Annotated in this window: 19 protein-coding genes; 9 read left to right on the top strand and 10 right to left on the bottom strand. The window is 69.6% G+C overall.

Annotation, left to right across the window (positions count from 1 at the left end):
- Positions 1–13: 13 nt before the first annotated feature.
- Complete coding sequence (locus TR49_RS12900) at positions 14–598, bottom strand: TetR/AcrR family transcriptional regulator (protein WP_042381083.1); 585 nt, start codon at positions 596–598, stop codon at positions 14–16.
- Between the two features lie 177 nt (positions 599–775).
- Here TR49_RS12900 and TR49_RS12895 point away from each other — a divergent pair, with 177 nt between their 5' ends.
- Positions 776–1267: a DUF2975 domain-containing protein gene (locus TR49_RS12895; RefSeq protein ID WP_042381264.1), complete on the top strand. Its 492-nt coding sequence runs from the start codon at positions 776–778 to the stop codon at positions 1265–1267.
- Positions 1267–1488 carry a helix-turn-helix domain-containing protein gene (locus TR49_RS12890; protein ID WP_042381081.1) on the top strand — a complete coding sequence of 74 codons (222 nt, stop codon included), beginning with the start codon at positions 1267–1269 and terminating at the stop codon, positions 1486–1488. Before TR49_RS12895 ends, TR49_RS12890 begins: the two co-directional genes overlap by 1 nt.
- Before the next feature lie 51 nt (positions 1489–1539).
- On the opposite strand, the gene TR49_RS12885 is transcribed toward TR49_RS12890, so the two are convergent.
- From TR49_RS12885 to TR49_RS12860, 6 genes are all read right to left on the bottom strand, one after another.
- Entirely contained in the window at positions 1540–2211 is a 672-nt protein-coding gene (locus TR49_RS12885; RefSeq protein WP_236653342.1) for a DUF3159 domain-containing protein, read from the bottom strand.
- A 160-nt stretch (positions 2212–2371) separates the two neighbouring features.
- Positions 2372–2632 (bottom strand): DUF6510 family protein, encoded by a 261-nt coding sequence (locus TR49_RS12880; RefSeq protein ID WP_042381077.1) that lies wholly within the window; start codon positions 2630–2632, stop codon positions 2372–2374.
- Positions 2633–2658: 26 nt separating this feature from the next.
- Positions 2659–3372, bottom strand: a complete 714-nt coding sequence (locus TR49_RS12875) for an FAD-binding oxidoreductase (RefSeq protein ID WP_042381075.1) — start codon at positions 3370–3372, stop codon at positions 2659–2661.
- Between the two features lie 13 nt (positions 3373–3385).
- Positions 3386–3985: a molybdopterin-dependent oxidoreductase gene (locus TR49_RS12870; RefSeq protein ID WP_042381073.1), complete on the bottom strand. Its 600-nt coding sequence runs from the start codon at positions 3983–3985 to the stop codon at positions 3386–3388.
- A gap of 227 nt (positions 3986–4212) precedes the next feature.
- Positions 4213–4584: a VOC family protein gene (locus TR49_RS12865; protein ID WP_084724848.1), complete on the bottom strand. Its 372-nt coding sequence runs from the start codon at positions 4582–4584 to the stop codon at positions 4213–4215.
- A 73-nt stretch (positions 4585–4657) separates the two neighbouring features.
- Positions 4658–5335: an ATP-dependent DNA ligase gene (locus TR49_RS12860; protein WP_052434250.1), complete on the bottom strand. Its 678-nt coding sequence runs from the start codon at positions 5333–5335 to the stop codon at positions 4658–4660.
- Positions 5336–5708: 373 nt separating this feature from the next.
- Between TR49_RS12860 and TR49_RS12855 the strand changes: the two genes are divergently transcribed.
- Complete coding sequence (locus TR49_RS12855; protein WP_152627228.1) at positions 5709–6107, top strand: peptidase inhibitor family I36 protein; 399 nt, start codon at positions 5709–5711, stop codon at positions 6105–6107.
- Positions 6108–6366: 259 nt separating this feature from the next.
- Here TR49_RS12855 and TR49_RS12850 read toward each other — a convergent pair whose 3' ends face one another.
- Positions 6367–7896 (bottom strand): amino acid permease, encoded by a 1530-nt coding sequence (locus TR49_RS12850; protein ID WP_042381069.1) that lies wholly within the window; start codon positions 7894–7896, stop codon positions 6367–6369.
- A gap of 135 nt (positions 7897–8031) precedes the next feature.
- The gene (locus tag TR49_RS12845; RefSeq protein ID WP_236653341.1) at positions 8032–8994 is read right to left on the bottom strand and encodes a hypothetical protein; all 963 of its coding nucleotides are present in this window, start codon (positions 8992–8994) and stop codon (positions 8032–8034) included.
- A 277-nt stretch (positions 8995–9271) separates the two neighbouring features.
- Between TR49_RS12845 and TR49_RS12840 the strand changes: the two genes are divergently transcribed.
- The gene (locus TR49_RS12840; RefSeq protein ID WP_152627226.1) at positions 9272–10657 is read left to right on the top strand and encodes an NsdA family TPR-like regulatory protein; all 1386 of its coding nucleotides are present in this window, start codon (positions 9272–9274) and stop codon (positions 10655–10657) included.
- A 406-nt stretch (positions 10658–11063) separates the two neighbouring features.
- Positions 11064–11891 (top strand): DUF11 domain-containing protein, encoded by an 828-nt coding sequence (locus tag TR49_RS12835; RefSeq protein ID WP_084724846.1) that lies wholly within the window; start codon positions 11064–11066, stop codon positions 11889–11891.
- Positions 11892–12479: 588 nt separating this feature from the next.
- Here the strand turns inward: TR49_RS12835 and TR49_RS44710 are convergent.
- Complete coding sequence (locus TR49_RS44710) at positions 12480–12884, bottom strand: hypothetical protein (protein ID WP_052434249.1); 405 nt, start codon at positions 12882–12884, stop codon at positions 12480–12482.
- Between the two features lie 443 nt (positions 12885–13327).
- On the opposite strand from TR49_RS44710, the gene TR49_RS43785 reads away from it, so the two are divergent.
- From TR49_RS43785 to TR49_RS12815, 4 genes are all read left to right on the top strand, one after another.
- Positions 13328–13501 (top strand): hypothetical protein, encoded by a 174-nt coding sequence (locus TR49_RS43785; protein WP_160311590.1) that lies wholly within the window; start codon positions 13328–13330, stop codon positions 13499–13501.
- On the top strand, positions 13498–13587 hold the full coding sequence (kdpF, locus tag TR49_RS42700) for a K(+)-transporting ATPase subunit F (protein WP_042381062.1): 90 nt from the start codon (positions 13498–13500) through the stop codon (positions 13585–13587). Before TR49_RS43785 ends, kdpF begins: the two co-directional genes overlap by 4 nt.
- A complete protein-coding gene (gene kdpA / locus TR49_RS12820; RefSeq protein ID WP_042381061.1) occupies positions 13587–15251 on the top strand; it encodes a potassium-transporting ATPase subunit KdpA in 1665 nt (554 codons plus the stop codon). Before kdpF ends, kdpA begins: the two co-directional genes overlap by 1 nt.
- Positions 15251–15887 (top strand): P-type ATPase actuator domain-containing protein (locus tag TR49_RS12815; RefSeq protein WP_042381060.1); only part of this gene is annotated, 637 nt, incomplete at its 3' end. The genes kdpA and TR49_RS12815, both read left to right, overlap by 1 nt.

Below are 15887 nucleotides of genomic sequence, written 5' to 3'. Positions count from 1 at the left end.
CCTGGACGAAAACTCAGACGAGGGCGGCGAAGGCGTTGTCGACGATGGCGCGCAGGAGCGTCTCGTCGGGGTTGGCCTTCCCCACGACCATCAGCCCCTGGCAGGTCGCCACCAGCAGCTTGGCGTTGCCGGCCGGGTCGACGGAGGGGCGTACCTCTCCGTCGTCGCGGGCGTTGCGCAGGGCCGTGGACATGCACTCCTCGAGGCGGGCCAGGTGACCGCGCACGACGGCGGCAGCCTCGTCGTCCTCGGCTGCGTTCTCGATCGCGGTGTTCACCAGCAGGCACCCCTGTCGGCCCTCCGGGCTGAGCAGGTCGTGCACCAGCCCGTCGAAGTAGCCGCGCAGTGCGGCCAGTGAGGCGCCGGGCGCCGCGAGTTCGCCGAGCTTCTGGGGAACGACCAGTTTGGAATACCGCTCCAGCGACTTCAGGAACAGCGTCCGCTTGCCGCCGGGGAACGCGCTGTAGAGACTGCCGGGCTTCACTCCGGTCGCCTTCACGAGATCCTCGATGGACGTGGCCCGGTACCCCTGCCACCAGAACCGCAGCATGGCCTGGTTCAGCACGGCATCGGGCTCGAACTCTCGAGGTCGGGGCATGGCAGAAAAATACATGAGCGACCATTCAAGAACAAGCCCGGCGCCGGGGTTGTCGTAGGGGATTTCTGCGCCGCCGGGGCGGCCCGTCCGCACGCGGAGGTTGCCGAAGCGCCGACATCCTTGCCGTAGCTATCGACAATCGATAGATTCCTGCCGTCAATCGATGGGATGAGGGCGATGGGCAAGCTGGCTGTGTGTGCGTTGCGTGCCGTGATCGTGCTGGTGCTCGCCGGCACCGTTTTCGTGCAGGCGTTGATGGTGTGGGTGTTGGCCAGCGGGAGCGACCCGGAGGACGCATCGGTCCCGCTGACCGGGTTCCGCGTGATCACGATCCTGGGGATGGTGTCGGCCCAGGTCGCGCTGGGCTGTGTGTGGCGGCTCGTGGCCATGGTGCGCCGCGGCACCGTCTTCTCCCTCGCCGCTTTCCGGTACGTGGACGGCGTGATCGGGGCGATCGTCGCGGCCGCCCTCCTGTGGTTCGCGGTCACGGCCCTGAATGCGCCCGGTCAGCGGGACGACCCGGGCGTCACCCTCATCATGGGCGGCGTCGGCGTCGCCATCCTGGGGGTCGCGCTCATCGTGCTCGTGCTGAGGATGCTGCTCGCCCAGGCCGTCGCGCGTGATGTCGAAGCGGCGCGGATGCAGGCCGAGTTGGACGAGGTGATCTGATGCCGATCGCCGTCGACATCGACGTGATGCTGGCCAGGCGGAAGATGTCCGTGGGCGAGCTCGCCGAGCGCGTGGGGATCACGCCCGCCAACCTGGCCGTCCTCAAGAACGGCCGAGCCAAGGCGGTGCGGTTCGCGACCCTTGCCGCGCTCTGCGACGTGCTCGACTGCCAGCCGGGGGACCTGCTGCGCTGGGAGGCCGAGGACGCCGCGGGCGAATGACGCCGCCGCGCTGCCCGCCCAAGGCTTCGCGTTCGGCGTCCGCGGGCGGAGTCAGTGCGGGGCGTGGCCGTCGGCTGCCGGTGGGGCCGTGTCCGCAGGGTGGTTCCGGGCACGGACGTAGGCCGGGTACCAGCGGCTGAAGCGCACGGCCACGACGAGCAGGATGGCCGGGATGACCCAGTTCAGCCAGTCCGCGCCGGACGTCACGTGCAGCGCGATCAGGCCGAGGACCGCCGTCACGGCGAAGACCAGCCCCCACACCGCAGTGAGCACCCGGTTGATCTGCTTGAACGCCGGTGTGTTCCAGACCGCGGGCGGCGCCGACTCGCGTGCGTAGGCCTCGGTGAACGGGACGAACAGCAGTGACCCCAGCGCGGTGACCGCCAGCACGCCGTTGGAGATGACCTGGGCGTAGGTCTCCAGCCAGAGCAGCTGTCCCCGGTCCAGCCCGAGCGCCAGGAGGCTGATGACAGCGAAGAAGACGATCCCCACCAGGTCCAGAAGTCTGGGTGCGCCGCGCCCTTTCCGTACGTCAGGGACGGCCAGCACGACGGAGGCGACCAGGGCCGCGAAGGCGGCCAGCTTCCAGGTGCTGGGCCCGGCGACCACGTCGAAGATGATCCAGGGGGCGAAGGCCCAGAACAGGTCGCGCCCCCCGGTGCCCGCGGGTGGCTGCGTGGACGAGGCTTGCGCTCCCGTCCTCACGACATGGGATTGACTCACAGAAGCACCTCCCGGCCTTGGGAATCAGCCACATCTCACGGTGGCCCGCACGTCCGGATACGCTCCTTCGTTCATCGTCCGCCGGGTCACCCGACCGCGCATCTGGGGAACTGGCACCTCTGTTGTCTGCCCGTCAGATCGGGGCCGAGGCGGAGGACCGTCAGCCGGTGACCGGGATGCGCAGGGCGCCGCCGCCTCCGAAGTCGAGCCAGAGCGTTTCGGCGTGCCGCGCCAGGCGGAAGGCGATCTCCCCGCAGTGGGGGCAGCGGGCGACCGCGGCCGTTCCCATGGTGTAGACGCGCAGGGCGCCGACCGTGCTGTCGGTCCCGCACCCGGGACACAGGCGCCACGCGCTGGTCACCTCCACGGCGAAGACCTCCGACAGGGGACCGGCGAGTGCGTTCCCGTCCTGCACGGGCATGACTTCCTCCTGGATCGGGCCGGCTGTCAGCCGAAGCGTTCGGTGCGCACCCGGTCCGGCCGGTGCCCGAGTGCGACGAGGATGTCGGCGCAGTGCTCCACGAACGCCGTGGGGCCGCAGACGAAGCAGAGCGGCCGCTGCGCCGGAGTGAAGCCGTCGATCAGCAGGTCCTCCTGGCGGACCCGGCCGACCGGGCGGGTGGCCCCGGGCGCGGCTTCGCGGGTGTACGCGTAGTCCACTGCGACGTCCGAGCGGCCGTCGAGCGCGTCCAGGCTGTCGCCGAACCAGCGCTCCTGCGGACGGCGCAAGGAGTAGACCAGGCGGAACGCCGGTCCGTCGGGCAGGGCGAGGCGAGCCCGCAGCATCGCGACCAGCGGGGCGACGCCCGACCCGCCGGCCACGAGCAGGACCGGCTCCGTGCGGTCCGGGCGCCACACGAACCAGCCGCCGAGCGGCCCGCGGACCTCGATGTCGGCGCCTTCCGGAAACTCCTCGACCAGGTAGGGGGACACCTCGCCGTACGGGGCCGGCTGCACGGAGATGGCGACCTGGTCGCCGTCGGCCGGCGCCGACAGGGAGTAGCTGCGGACGGCCTGGTAGCCGTCGTCGGCGGTGAGCCGGACGTCGATGTGCTGGCCGGCCAGATGACCCGGCCACCCCGGGACCTGCAGGTGCAGCGTGCGGGCCGTGTCCGACTCCTTGGTCCGCGCCACCAGCCGCGCCACCGTCCAGCCGCTCATCCGCGCCTCCCGGTCAGTCGCCCCAGGTGCGCTGCTCGCGCCATGGGTCGCCGTAGTCGTGGTAGCCCAGGGACTCCCAGAACCCCTGCTGGTCGGTGAGGCGCAACTGGATGCCGCTGATCCACTTCGCGGACTTCCAGAGGTACAGGTGCGGGACCAGCAGCCGTGCCGGGCCTCCGTGTTCGGCGGGGAGGGGACGCCCGTCGTAGGTGTGCGCGATCCACGCCTTGCCGTCTCTCAGGTCTGCCAGGGGCAGGTTGGTGGTGTAGCCCCCGTAGGACTCGATCCACGCGTACGTCGCGTGGGTGTCCACGCCCTCGAGCAGCACGTCCAGGCTCACCCCGCCCCACCGGGTGTCGAACTTGGACCAGCGGGTGACGCAGTGCAGGTCCGTGGTGAGGTCGTCCTGCGGCAGAGCCATCAGCCGGGACCACGTCCAGGAGCGCCGGTCCCCCGTCTCCGTGGTCAGCGTGAGCTCCCAGCGGTCGGTTCCTACGACGGGGGTCGGGCCGGCGGACAGGACCGGGAAGCCCTCGGTCGTGAACTGGCCCGGGGGAAGGCGGTCGCCGGGCGCCCGTCTGCGGGCACGGAAACCGGGGGTCAGAGCAGCCACGGTGACCTCCTTGCCGGGATGGCGAACGCGCCGGGCGGCCCGGTCGTCAGTCCTTCCAGCGGCGCTGCTCTGCGGCCGCGGAGGCCGGAGGTCACGGCTCGGGTGGGCCGGCGGGCCGTCTCACGGCGTCGGGCCTGAATGTTCGTGTGGGACGACCCTATGTGCTTCCCGCGTACGGCGCGCGCCAGCGCCCGGAACGCCTGCTGGGCACGCCCCGCGGGCACCGTTCAGGAGCGTTGGTGCGTGGCGATCTGGAACACGTTGCCGAACGGGTCGCGGACCATCGCGCGGCGATCGCCGTACGGGGTGTCGCTGGGCTCCTCCAGGCTCTCCGCGCCGGTCGCGAGCGCACGGCGGTATCTGGTGTCGACATCGTCGACGTAGACGTACAGGAAGGCGGGGAAGGCCTCGCGCTGGTCCGCGCCCGACACCATGACCACGGAGTCTCCGATGCGCACCTGCGCCGGACGGTTCGGCTGGACCTCGCCCGTGGCGTCGAACACCGCGCGCAGGAACCCGACAGCGGCCTCCACGTCGTCGACGAACATGCGGGGCGTCACGGCATGGAAGCCTCGGGGGAGGACCGGGTTCGATTCCATACCGGCAAGTCTCACACGGCTGTCCGCCACGGCGACGGATGCTCACGGCCGTGCGCGTCCGGCAGCTGTCCGGTCAGGTGCCGGGGCTCCAGGTGGGGGCGAGGTGCTTGACGCGGATCCACTCGGTGCTGCGCCGGCCTGGCTTGTACACGCTGGTGAGTCGTTTGGCGACGACCCCGTCGAAACCCTCTTGGAGGTTGTGGTCGTACGCCTCGCGGGCCATGGCCGGCCAGTACGGCGGCACCAGTACGTGGGGGCCGGTGATGTCGAGGTCGTCCAGCAGTGCCCGGCGTGCGGTGTACGGCTGGAGCAGGGTGGGCTCGTTGCCGAGGTAGAGGACGTCGTAGAGAACCAGCTGGATAGGAAGTTCGGCCAGCGCGTGGGCGATGGCGCCCGGGTGGCGCAGGCTCATCCGCTCCTGGATGCGCGCGACCGACGTCGGCCGCGCTGTGTCGGGGTCGGGGGCGACGACTTCGCCGTCCAGGACCGCTTCCAGACCGTCGGGCAGCAGCTCGGGAAGGTGTTCCAGCTCCGGGTACAGGCCGGTGACATCGACACCGCAGGTGCCGCCGCGGAGCAGCAGGGTGCCGTCGCCGGGCAGGTGGACAAGCACCCGGGCGCCGTTCCACAGCGGCTCGAAGGCGAACTCCGCTTCCCGGTCCACCCCGGGCAAGGACCCGATGACGGGCCACATCGGCGTCAACGGCACCGGCGATGTGCCGACACCGCCCTGCTCGGCTGGAACGTCCATACCGCCAGTGTCATCCCGCACCAGTGGCGGCGCGAAGACGACGAACCGTCCTTGCCCGGCACCGGCCTCTCCACAGAGACCGGCGAAGGCCGAGGAAGAACACCCGACCCACGGCGAGCAGGCACGACGATCAGGGGACGAGGGAGGAACCGTGATGAGCGCCCCAGAACGTGAGGGCCAAGAGCGAGGACGAGGACGACGACGCGAACGGCCCTAGGGCCTCGCGATGTCCGCGGCTGGCGGACGGTACGCGAGTGTCTCGATCCAGTGATTGTTCGTACAAATGCTTGTGCCTACCAGGCGTGCCCGAATCGTCTGCTCATCATGCGAGGCAGCCGGGGGAACCTCCCCCAACTGATCCGAGGAGAGATCCTTGAAGTGTCGCCTTCGCCTCGTCCTGGGCGCTGCCATGCTTGCCGCCCTCGCCCTGGCGCCCGTGCAGTCGGCTTCTGCCGCACCCTCGAGCGTGCACGTCTTTCCCAGCGGGCAGGGAGCCGGACTCTGCCGTGACGGGTTCGTCTGCCTGTACGAGAACTACGGGCTCAACCGGCCCACGAACGGTGCGGTCCTGCTCGCCGACGAGCCCATCGGTTGGCTCTCCGACTATCGCTTCGACAAGCTCGTGAGCTCGGTCTGCAACCACACCGGCACCCCGGTCACGCTCTTCTCGCAGCCCAGCTTCCACGGCGTCGCCTTCACTGTCGCGCCCGACCACTGCACGGACGTGCCAGCCTTGTTCAACGATCAAGCATCCTCGCTGATGCTGGACTGAGTCACACCTTCGGAGGGGACGCCTGCTTCGTGCTCGTCCCCTCCGAAGTTCATGGCGGCTCGGGGGTGGAGGGGGACCTTGGTCCAACCCTCGACGCGCTTGTCGGACTGGTCGTGGGCGTGCGGAGCTTGATCGAGTGCCAGCTCGTGGCTGGTGGGAGGCGATCGGTCCGGGGTGGCGCGAACCGCACGACCGGGACGCCCCGGCCGTGCAGCTCGGCGATCCACCTCGACTGTCATCATCCCTACAGGTCAAGCCACTACCGGGACAGCGACTTCGCGGCGACCTGGTCGGGCGCGGTCAGCTTGCTGTTGTGCGGGTGGTTCCGGTTGAGGAACCAGGTGCGGGCCGAGACGAACCACCAGAGCGTGGCGAAGCCGAGCACGATGGCCACAGCGACTGGGGCGTAGTTGAAGTTCCGGGCGGTGATCGGGTTGACCTGGGGCAGCATGAACAAGACGGTGATCATCAGCACCCAGGCCACCGCGACGATGCCGACCGGGCGGCTGAACCGGCCCAGATGCCACGGGCCGCGCTGGAATCGGTTCCCTTGACGGAGCCGCAGAAAGGTCGGGATCACGTAGGCGATGTACAGGCCGATGGTGGCGATCGAGGTCACCGCGGCGTATGCGGTGGCATTGATCAGGTCGGGCAGGCCGAGTGACAGCGCGGCTCCCACGGCCAGCCAGACGGCCTTGGTGGGTGTGCGCGTGTTGGGGTTGATCTGGTGCCAGACCCGGCTGAAGGGCAGCGCTCCGTCTCGCGAGAAGGCGTAGATCATCCGGGAGTTGGCGGTGACCGAGGCCATGCCGCAGAACAGCTGGGCGCCGATCACGACCAGCAGCAGCAGTTTGCCACCGGTCAGCCCGAGCGAGTCTATGAAGATCTGGGCCGGCGGCACCCCGGTGGCGGTGTTGAGCGTGCTGTCCCAGTTCTGGATGGCGAAGGTGATGCCGACGATCAGCACGAATCCGGCGATCCAGGAGAGCCAGATCGAGCGGACGATTCCGCGCGGGCCCGCCACCGCGGCGTCGTTGGTCTCCTCGGTCATGTGGGCCGATGCGTCGTAGCCGGTGAAGGTGTACTGAGCGACGAGCAGGCTCAGCAGGCCGACGTAGAGCCCGGAGTGGAAGCCGGTGCCGTTGACGAAGTGCCCGAAGACGAATCCGGCCGACTGGTGGTGGGAGGGAACGACGATCAGCGCCCCGACGATGACCAGCACGCCGCCGACGTGCCACCAGACGCTGACGCTGTTGAGGAGTGCCACCAACCGCACGCCGAAGGTGTTCAGCGCACCGTGCAGCAGCAGGATGCACGCGAAGAGCACCATCGTGTGCTGGGCGGTCGTGCTGAAGCCCCACTGGAGGTCGAGGTAGGCGTTCAGGAAGGTGGCGGCACCGAAGTCGACACCGGCGGTCACCGCGACCTGGCCCAGCACGTTGAACCATCCGGTGAACCAGGCCCATGCAGCCGCCGAAGCCGGCGGTGCCATCTCCTTCGCCCAGAAGTACAGTCCCGCCGAGGTCGGGTACGAGGAGCAGACCTCGGCCATCGCCAGGCCCACGAACAGGGTCATGGCGCCGACCAGCACCCAGCCCCAGGTCAGCATGGCCGGACCACCGGTGGTGAGGCCGAAGCCGTAGAGGGTCAGGCAGCCGGAAAGAATGGAGATGATGGTGAAGGAGACGGCGAAGTTCGAGAAGCCTGACATGCGCCGGGCCAGGACCTGGGTGTAACCCAGCTGCGCGAGGCGCTCCTCGTCGGACAGGTACTCGGGTTCCAGGGGCACGGTGCCTCTTCCTCTCGGGGGGACTGCGGACGGGCGGGGGAGTGTGAGGGCACGTCAACGGGGTCGACGCTCGATCAGTTGACCAGTCCGGCCGGATCGTTCAGTCCGGCCGGATCGTCAGGCCGGTCTGGTTGTTCAGGTCGATCGACGCCAACGGCCGCGGTCTGCGCGGACCGGCTTTATCGCCTGCTCCCGGTGGCTGCGGAACAGTTGCTCCGCGTCACCGCACAGGGCCCAGGGGAGTTGGCTCATGTAGGGGCCGATCTCCTCGAAGACCTCCGCCGCTTCGGCGTGCCGGCCGGCGAAGGAGAGGGCGTGCGCCAGATAGTGCGCGTCGTCGATGAAGTTGGCATGGCGCCGTGGTGAACGGAAGCTCCACCAGTGGTCGAGCACGAGGTCGACGTCGGGGCGGTCCGTCCACGAGTGGATGACCAACCGCAGGTTCTGCGGATCCTGCTGCGTGCGGTGACGGTAGTGCTCGGCCTGTGCGACGAGGAGCAGCACCGCGATCGGCGTGCCCCGGGGGGCCAGTTGGGCCCGCTCGTGCGCCCAGTCGAACATCATGGCAGCGGAGCCCTGGTGACGGGGCATCAGGTAAGCCAGAAGTTCGTGGTGGCCTTCGCGGCTGTAGGGGTCGCGGCGGCTGGCTTCGCCCCATAACTGCTGCATCAGTTTGGTGTCCGGCGCCAGCGTACGGGTCAGCGCCATCAGGACCAGCCACGGCGAGGGGTCCGGCGGCAGTGCGTCGGCGGCCCGCAGGCAGGTCTGCCAGGCTGCGTCCAGGAGTTCACGGTCCTGGGTCTCACCTGCCAGGATGGCGCGCAGCGCCTGGACGTGCGCGAGCATCACCACGGCGTCCGGGTTGCCGGGTTCGGCAGCCGCCCAGGTTTCGGCCCAGCGCAGGCGTACCCCGTGGCGAGCCAGAATCTGCAGCCGGAAGACCCTGCGGTCCCAGTCGCGCCCGCCGGCCGCGATCACGTCGCGTGGTGCGTCCCAGCGGCCCATGGCGGCGTCCTCGCACGCGGTGCGCAGCGCCAGGTCGTCGCGCGCGGGATGCGTCTCAAGTGACTCGGAGTCGCGGCCGTGTCCCCTAGCCATGGCAGGTGCCTGTCAGCGGAGATCGGGACTGTGTCACGAGTGCTCCTGTCGGTTGGTCGAATGGAGACCGTGCGCAGAGGCGCGGACGGACTACTCCGGGTGATTGCGCCACGCCACGCGGGGTTCCTGTGAAGGGGGCGCAGGGAAGTAGAAAATCAGATCTTCACTTGTCGGCAATAGGGCTCACTGGGGGTCCACTTGTCATAACAGGGCTCAGAGCGCACGAATTAACGCAACCGAAATGGAACGCCCCGCGCGGGCCCCTAAAGTGCCCTGCATGAGCAGTGGCATGTACGCCGCACCGGCGCCCGCACTGCGGCCGAACTCGCAGCTCATCTCACTCATCGAGCAGGCCGCCATGTCCAACAAGCAGTTCGCGCGCGCGGTGCGGGACACGGCGGCTCGACACGGCCGGGACGCCAAGTGCACGCACACCAGCGTGCAGCGGTGGCGCGACGGCCGGATGAGCCGTGCCGTGCCGCCCGAACTCATCGCCGAAACACTCGCGTTGAGGCTCGGCCGGATCGTCACGACCGCTGATATCGGCATGGCCGGGCCCGCCGGCTCGGCACGCTCCCCGTGGACGGCCGAGTTCCTGGACGATCCGGTCGAACTCGTCGCCGTGGCCCGTGCCCTGTGGGTCAGCGACCTGGACCAGCACAGCTCCACCCGCTACGGGATCCCGGCAGCCGCGCTCAGCGGGCCGGCCCTGCACTGGCTGGTTGCCGACACTGCGCCGGCGCCGGTCGGCCACGGCCCCGGCGCTGAGGTGACGCCCATCGATCTCGCCCGCTTCAGCACCACCTTCCAGGCCTTCGATCTGATCGCCCGTCGCACCGGCGGTTTCGCGGCCCGGCTGCCCGCGGTCCAGTTCCTGCAAAGCAGCCTGACGCCGCTGCTGACCGGCCGGTACCCGGGCGCCGTCGGGCGCCGCGTCTTCCGCTCCGCCGCCCTCGCCCACCTGTCCGTCGGCCGCTACACCCACGACGCAGGTCTCCACGGACTGGCCCGTCGCTACCTGCTGCTGGCCCTGTCCATGGCCCACCACGGCGAGGACCGTGTGCTGGGCGCGCACGTCCTGGCTGCCCTGGCCGAACACGCGCCGCTGGCAGGCGACCATCCGGATACCTTCGACCTGGTGCGCGCGGCCCTGCTCGGCACCGCCGGCCACGGTCGGCGGGCCAGGGCCGCCCTGCACGCGGCCGAGGCCCGATTTCAGGCTGCCCGCCAGGACGCCCGGGCCACCGCGCTGAGCCTGGAGCGATCGGCCAAGGGGTTGATCGAGGCCAGTTCCGACAACGACGCCTGGCTCGACTACTTCGGGGCAGCCGAACTTGCCGACACCACGCTGCGATGCCTCCTCGAGCTCGGCGAACTGCAGCGAGCCCGAAGCGAGTTCGAGACGGCCAGCGCATCCCGCAGCCCGGACCGGCTGACCGACCAGGTTCTCGCCTTCTGCCTGCTTGCCACAGCTCACTTCCGGTCGGGTGAGATCAGCGAAGCCTGCCGGGCGGTCGAGACCGCCCTGGACCATGCGCAGGGCATGCAGTCCGCTGCGGTGAACGTCCAACTCGCCCAACTGGCCCGCTATCTCGACGAGCACCGGGGGACTGGGCAGGCGGCCGCCCTCGGTCGGCGCATCCGCTCGTCCCAGCGCCTGTAGGGCAGTCCCCCTGGTCGAAGGATCTGGAGCCCTTCTCCTGCGGGCCCGCATCCCCGAACTGGCCCGATCCCAGGTGCGCCTACCGTCGACGAGGAGGCCCTTCAGGCCTGCGCCCTGCCGTGCCCGGGGAGCGGCTGGGCCGCTGGTGGCTGCGCAACCCGGCCGTCCCAGGGAGCGGATCATCGGGTCAGGGGCGGTTGCACGTGTGAGAGGACAGGTGTCGCGGGCGGCGTGTGCCGCTGCGGCGGCACGCTCGATGGTCGGACGTGACTCCCGCCCGCCCCCGCCCGGAGTATTTGGCGAGCGGCACAAGGCGGGACCTCCTAGGCTCGCGATTACACGGAGTGGTTGACAGTCACGCAGAGTGCATGGCTACTGCCGCGCCTGAGAATCAGGAGAGATCCACATGCGCTGTCCCGGTATAGCCGCCGCGTTGGTGGCGAGCGCCGTCGTCGTCGCCGTGACCGCCCCCTCCGCGGGCGCCGTCGCCCTCAAGCCCTCGGGGCGCGTTCAGCCGGCCGGAGCCCACACCCTCCCGGTGCACCTGCACCCACTCACCCCCGCGGCCTCACGGCCGGCCCCGGCGCAGATCAACGCCGACAAGGGCAAGCCGCGCCTTCCGGTGCCCAAGCCGATGCTGAGCATCGCCAAGTCGCACGACGGTGAGTTCCACCGGGGACAGCACAACGCGCTGTACACGATCACGGTCTCCAACTACGGCCCCGGGTTCACCTCGCCGGTCGCCTTCCTGACGGTGACGGACGCACTGCCGGCGGGCCTGACCGCCACAGCGATCAACGGCGCGGGATGGTTCTGTTCGCTGCCCACGTTGACCTGCACGCGTCCCGGCTCGCTCGCCCCCAACACGCAGTACCCGCCGATCTATCTGCTCGTCGATGTCGCCGACAACGCCCCCGCGCTCGTCACCAACGCGGCCACGTTGTCCAGCAGCAACCGCAACGACCTGTGGGCTCCGATCACGGTGCTCGACCCCACCAGAGTCAAGGGCGACCCGGACTCCGACGGGTCACACGGCAAGACCCCTCCGGTCAACGTCACCGTGATCAACCAGAACACCAGCAGTGCGCACAACTCGAACCTCAACAGCGCCAAGGCGAAGGCGGACGTGAAGGTCAAGCAGACCACCGCGCTCGTCAAGGTCCACGCCCCGCACACCACCCACATCACCAAGGTGGTCAAGGCACCCGGCCGCCACTGCCGCCACCACGGCTGATGCGCTGCCAGGTCAGACCGGACCGCGCGAGGCATCCGGCGCACGCCGTACCGAGCCCCGGCTGACGCCGCAGCGCCGGCCCCTGCGACGAGCCACCCGGTGGTGCCCTCCGTACCCAGTGCGGCCGGCCCGCCGGAATGGCTCGTCTCCTGCGTTGCGGGCAGCTGTCAGGTGCTCGCGGAGCTGTTCGGGGTTCGGGCGGCCGCAGCCGCCATGGGCCCATTGGCGCAGACCGGCCGGATGGCTCGCTGAGGGGCTACCGATCCCGACCGCCACGTCAGTCGTCAGCCCTTCCACGCCGGCAGGCCGAGCACCATCGTGAGGCCGCCGCCCGGGGTGTCCTCCGGGGTGAGAGTGGCGTCCATGCACGCGGCGAAGCCGTGGGCGAGGGCGAGGTGCAGACTGACGCCGGCGCGGGAGTTCGCGGAGTGCCGGGCACCATCGAAGGAGGGATGGCGGGCTCGAAAAGGTGGCCCGCCTCGCCGTTGCGGAGGCTCGGGCTGTGGTCGACGATCCTGGTTCCTCAACGCTGCCTTGACGGGCCATCAGAATTTTGGGGGGATCAAGCGCTCGGACCGCCGGAACTGATCAGCGGGCCCGGGCGACGCCGTGGCGTTCCGATCCGTGGTGGCGCAGGCCGAGCCGTGCCCACACCGAGGGGCGCGGCGTCTCGGCGAACACCACGTCGCCTTCCCGCACCGCGACTGCGGTGACCGCGTCCCGCAAGGTCTCCGCGCAGACTGCGACGGGCTGGACCCGCACCGGCTCCTCGGGGCCGAAGGTGTCGGTCAGCAGCTCGTCGAGCTCGGCGCAGGCGTTGCGCTCCCACGCGTGCTCCAGCTCGGGGCTCGGGTGGGAGCGGTGCAGGGCCTCGCCCCCGACCGGAGTCCAGGCGAGCACCGGCACCAGCACGGCATGCCGCCGACGCGCCTCGGCCGCCGCCCGGTGCAGCAGCGCCGGGTCCCCGGCGCGGTCACGAACACCGACGATCACTCGCGGGGTCCTGTCTGTCGCGGTCGGAGCCGTCGAGGTCTGGACCATGGCACACCCTTCTTTCCGACTGCTCTGCTCATCGGGCGTCCAACAGAGGGCCACGTGTCCATTCCACGCCCTCGACAGACCCGGAACGACGCTCCTTGACGCACCCTGTACGCCCGGGGCCCTGTCCTTGACGTCGTCCTGACCCCGGCGTGCCGTCCCGGGTTCGACCCGCGCGCTGGGCAGAGAGTGGAGGCCAGGCGGCATGGGCGGAAGGGGAGCGATGAGCGGCACCGGCGGGATTGTCACGGCCGTGTTCCTCGGCATCGGCGGTTCCGCGCGGCGGTCTCGATCCGGTGTCGGAGGTCTCGGGGCGGTATCGGCTGCGCTAAGGCAGCGCTCAGGTTCCCGTGGTGGGCGCATACGAGGCGTTAAGGACGCTCTGACCTGCTCCCCACATGCGTTTTCCTGTTCTCTGCTGCCGTCGGCGGCACCCACCCGGTCTCTCCCGGGGCGGGTCGGAGCTCTCGTTCTGGGGTGCGATTCCCGTGCAGGACCTGTTCTTTGTGGGGGTGACGATCGTCGTGTTCGCGGTCCTCGCCCTGATCGTCAAGGGGGTGGAGCGGCTGTGAGCGCTGACAACATCATCGGGCTGATCGTCTCGGTCCTCCTGGTCGGATACCTCGTCGCGGCTCTGATCCGTCCGGAGAAGTTCTAGTGAACGCAACCCTCGCGGGCTTCCTGCAGGCCCTTGCCCTGGTCCTGATGCTGGCCCTGTCCTACCGCCCGCTGGGCGACTACATGGCCCACGTGCTCTCCACGCGCAAGCACCTGCGTGTCGAGCGGGGCATCTACCAGCTGATCGGCGTCGACGGCGACGCGGAGCAAACCTGGTCCGCATATCTGCGGTCCGTCCTCGCCTTCTCTTTCATATCGGTGCTCGTCCTCTACGCCCTCCAGAGACTGCAGGGCCACCTGTGGCTCTCGCTAGGCTTCCCGGCGGTCTCGCCGGCGATGGCGTGGAACACCGCGGCCTCGTTCGTCACCAACACCAACTGGCAGTCGTACTCGGGTGAGGCGACGATGGGCCACCTGGTGCAGATGGCGGGTCTGGCGGTGCAGAACTTCCTGTCCGCGGCCGTCGGCATCGCGGTGGTCACCGCGCTGATCCGCGGCTTCATCCGCCACAAGGCCGACACCCTCGGCAACTTCTGGGTCGACCTGACCCGCATCACGCTGCGGGTGCTGCTGCCGATCTCGGTCGTCTTCGCGCTGGTGCTGGTCGCGGGCGGTGCGGTGGAGAACCTGCACGCCGCGCAGATCGTGCACACGCTCTCCGGCTCGACCCAGTCGATCCCGGGCGGCCCGGTGGCCTCGCAGGAGGCGATCAAGGAGCTGGGCACCAACGGCGGCGGCTTCTACAACGCCAACTCCGCTCACCCGTTCGAGAATCCGAACGCCTTCACCAACCTGCTGGAGATCTACCTCCTGCTGGTGATCTCGTTCGCGCTGTGCCGCACCTTCGGCACCCTGGTGAAGTCGCAGAAGCAAGGCTACGCGATCGTCTCGGTCATGGGCCTGTACTGGATGGCCTCGGCCGCGCTGATCACCTTCTTCGAGCACCAGCACTCCGGTGTCGCCGCGAAGATCGCCGGCGCCGCGATGGAGGGCAAGGAAGTCCGGTTCGGCATCCCCGCCTCGTCGTTGTTCGCGGCCTCCACGACGCTGACGTCCACCGGTGCGGTCAACTCGATGCACGACTCGTTCACGCCGCTGGGCGGCGGCACCGCGATCCTGAACATGATGTTCGGCGAGATCGCTCCGGGCGGTACCGGATCGGGCCTGTACGGCATCCTGATCCTGGCCATCGTCACGGTCTTCGTCGCGGGTCTGATGGTGGGTCGCACGCCCGAGTACCTGGGCAAGAAGCTCGGTGCGCGGGAGATGAAGTTCGCCTCCCTGTACATCCTCGCCACCCCGGCGATCGTGCTCTGCGGCACCGGTCTGGCGATGTCGCTCAGCGCCGGTCACGGCGGCGGCATGGCCAACACCGGCCCTCACGGCTTCTCCGAGGTGCTCTACGCCTTCACCTCCGCGGCCAACAACAACGGTTCGGCCTTCGCGGGCCTGACCGTGACCAGTACCCACTGGCAGGAGGCGCTGGGCCTGGCGATGCTGTTCGGCCGGTTCCTGCCGATGGTGTTCGTGCTGGCGCTGGCCGGTTCGCTGGCCAAGCAGCAGCACACGCCGGAGTCCACCGGCACCCTCAAGACCCACAGCCCGCTCTTCGTCGGAATGCTCTCCGGCGTGATCCTCATCGTCGTCGGGCTCACCTACTTCCCGGCCCTGGCACTCGGGCCGCTCGCGGAGGGCCTGCACTGATGTCCACTCCCACGCTCAACTCTCCGGCCGAGGCGCCGGAGACCCCGCAGATCGAGCTCCCTGCCGAGCCCAGAATCGGCGGCGGCCTGCTGGCCCCGAAGCAGCTGCTGAAGTCCTTCCCGGACGCGGTCAAGAAGCTCGACCCGCGCGTCATGTTCAAGAACCCGGTCATGTTCGTGGTCGAGGTCGGCTCGCTGCTGACCACGCTCTCGGCGATCGAGAAGCCGTCGGTGTTCGCCTGGGTGATCACCGTCTGGCTCTGGCTGACGGTCGTCTTCGCCAACCTGGCCGAGGCCGTTGCCGAGGGCCGTGGCAAGGCCCAGGCCGACACCCTCCGCAAGACCCGCACGGACACGATGGCGCGCCGCGTCGTCGGCGACTGGACGCCGGGCATGACGGGGGTGCGCGAGGAGGAGGTCTCCGCTACGCAGCTGCGTCTCGGCGACCACGTGATCGTGGAGGCCGGCCAGGTCATCCCCGGTGACGGCGACGTCGTCGAAGGTGTCGCGTCGGTGGACGAGTCGGCGATCACCGGCGAGTCCGCGCCCGTGATCCGCGAGTCCGGTGGCGACCGCTCCGCGGTGACCGGCGGCACGAAGGTGCTGTCGGACCGCGTGGTCGTGAAGATCACCTCGG

Origin of the sequence: Streptacidiphilus melanogenes, from assembly GCF_000787835.1 — a bacterium.
Lineage (GTDB): Bacteria > Actinomycetota > Actinomycetes > Streptomycetales > Streptomycetaceae > Streptacidiphilus > Streptacidiphilus melanogenes.
This window is presented reverse-complemented; position numbering and strand designations above follow the sequence as displayed.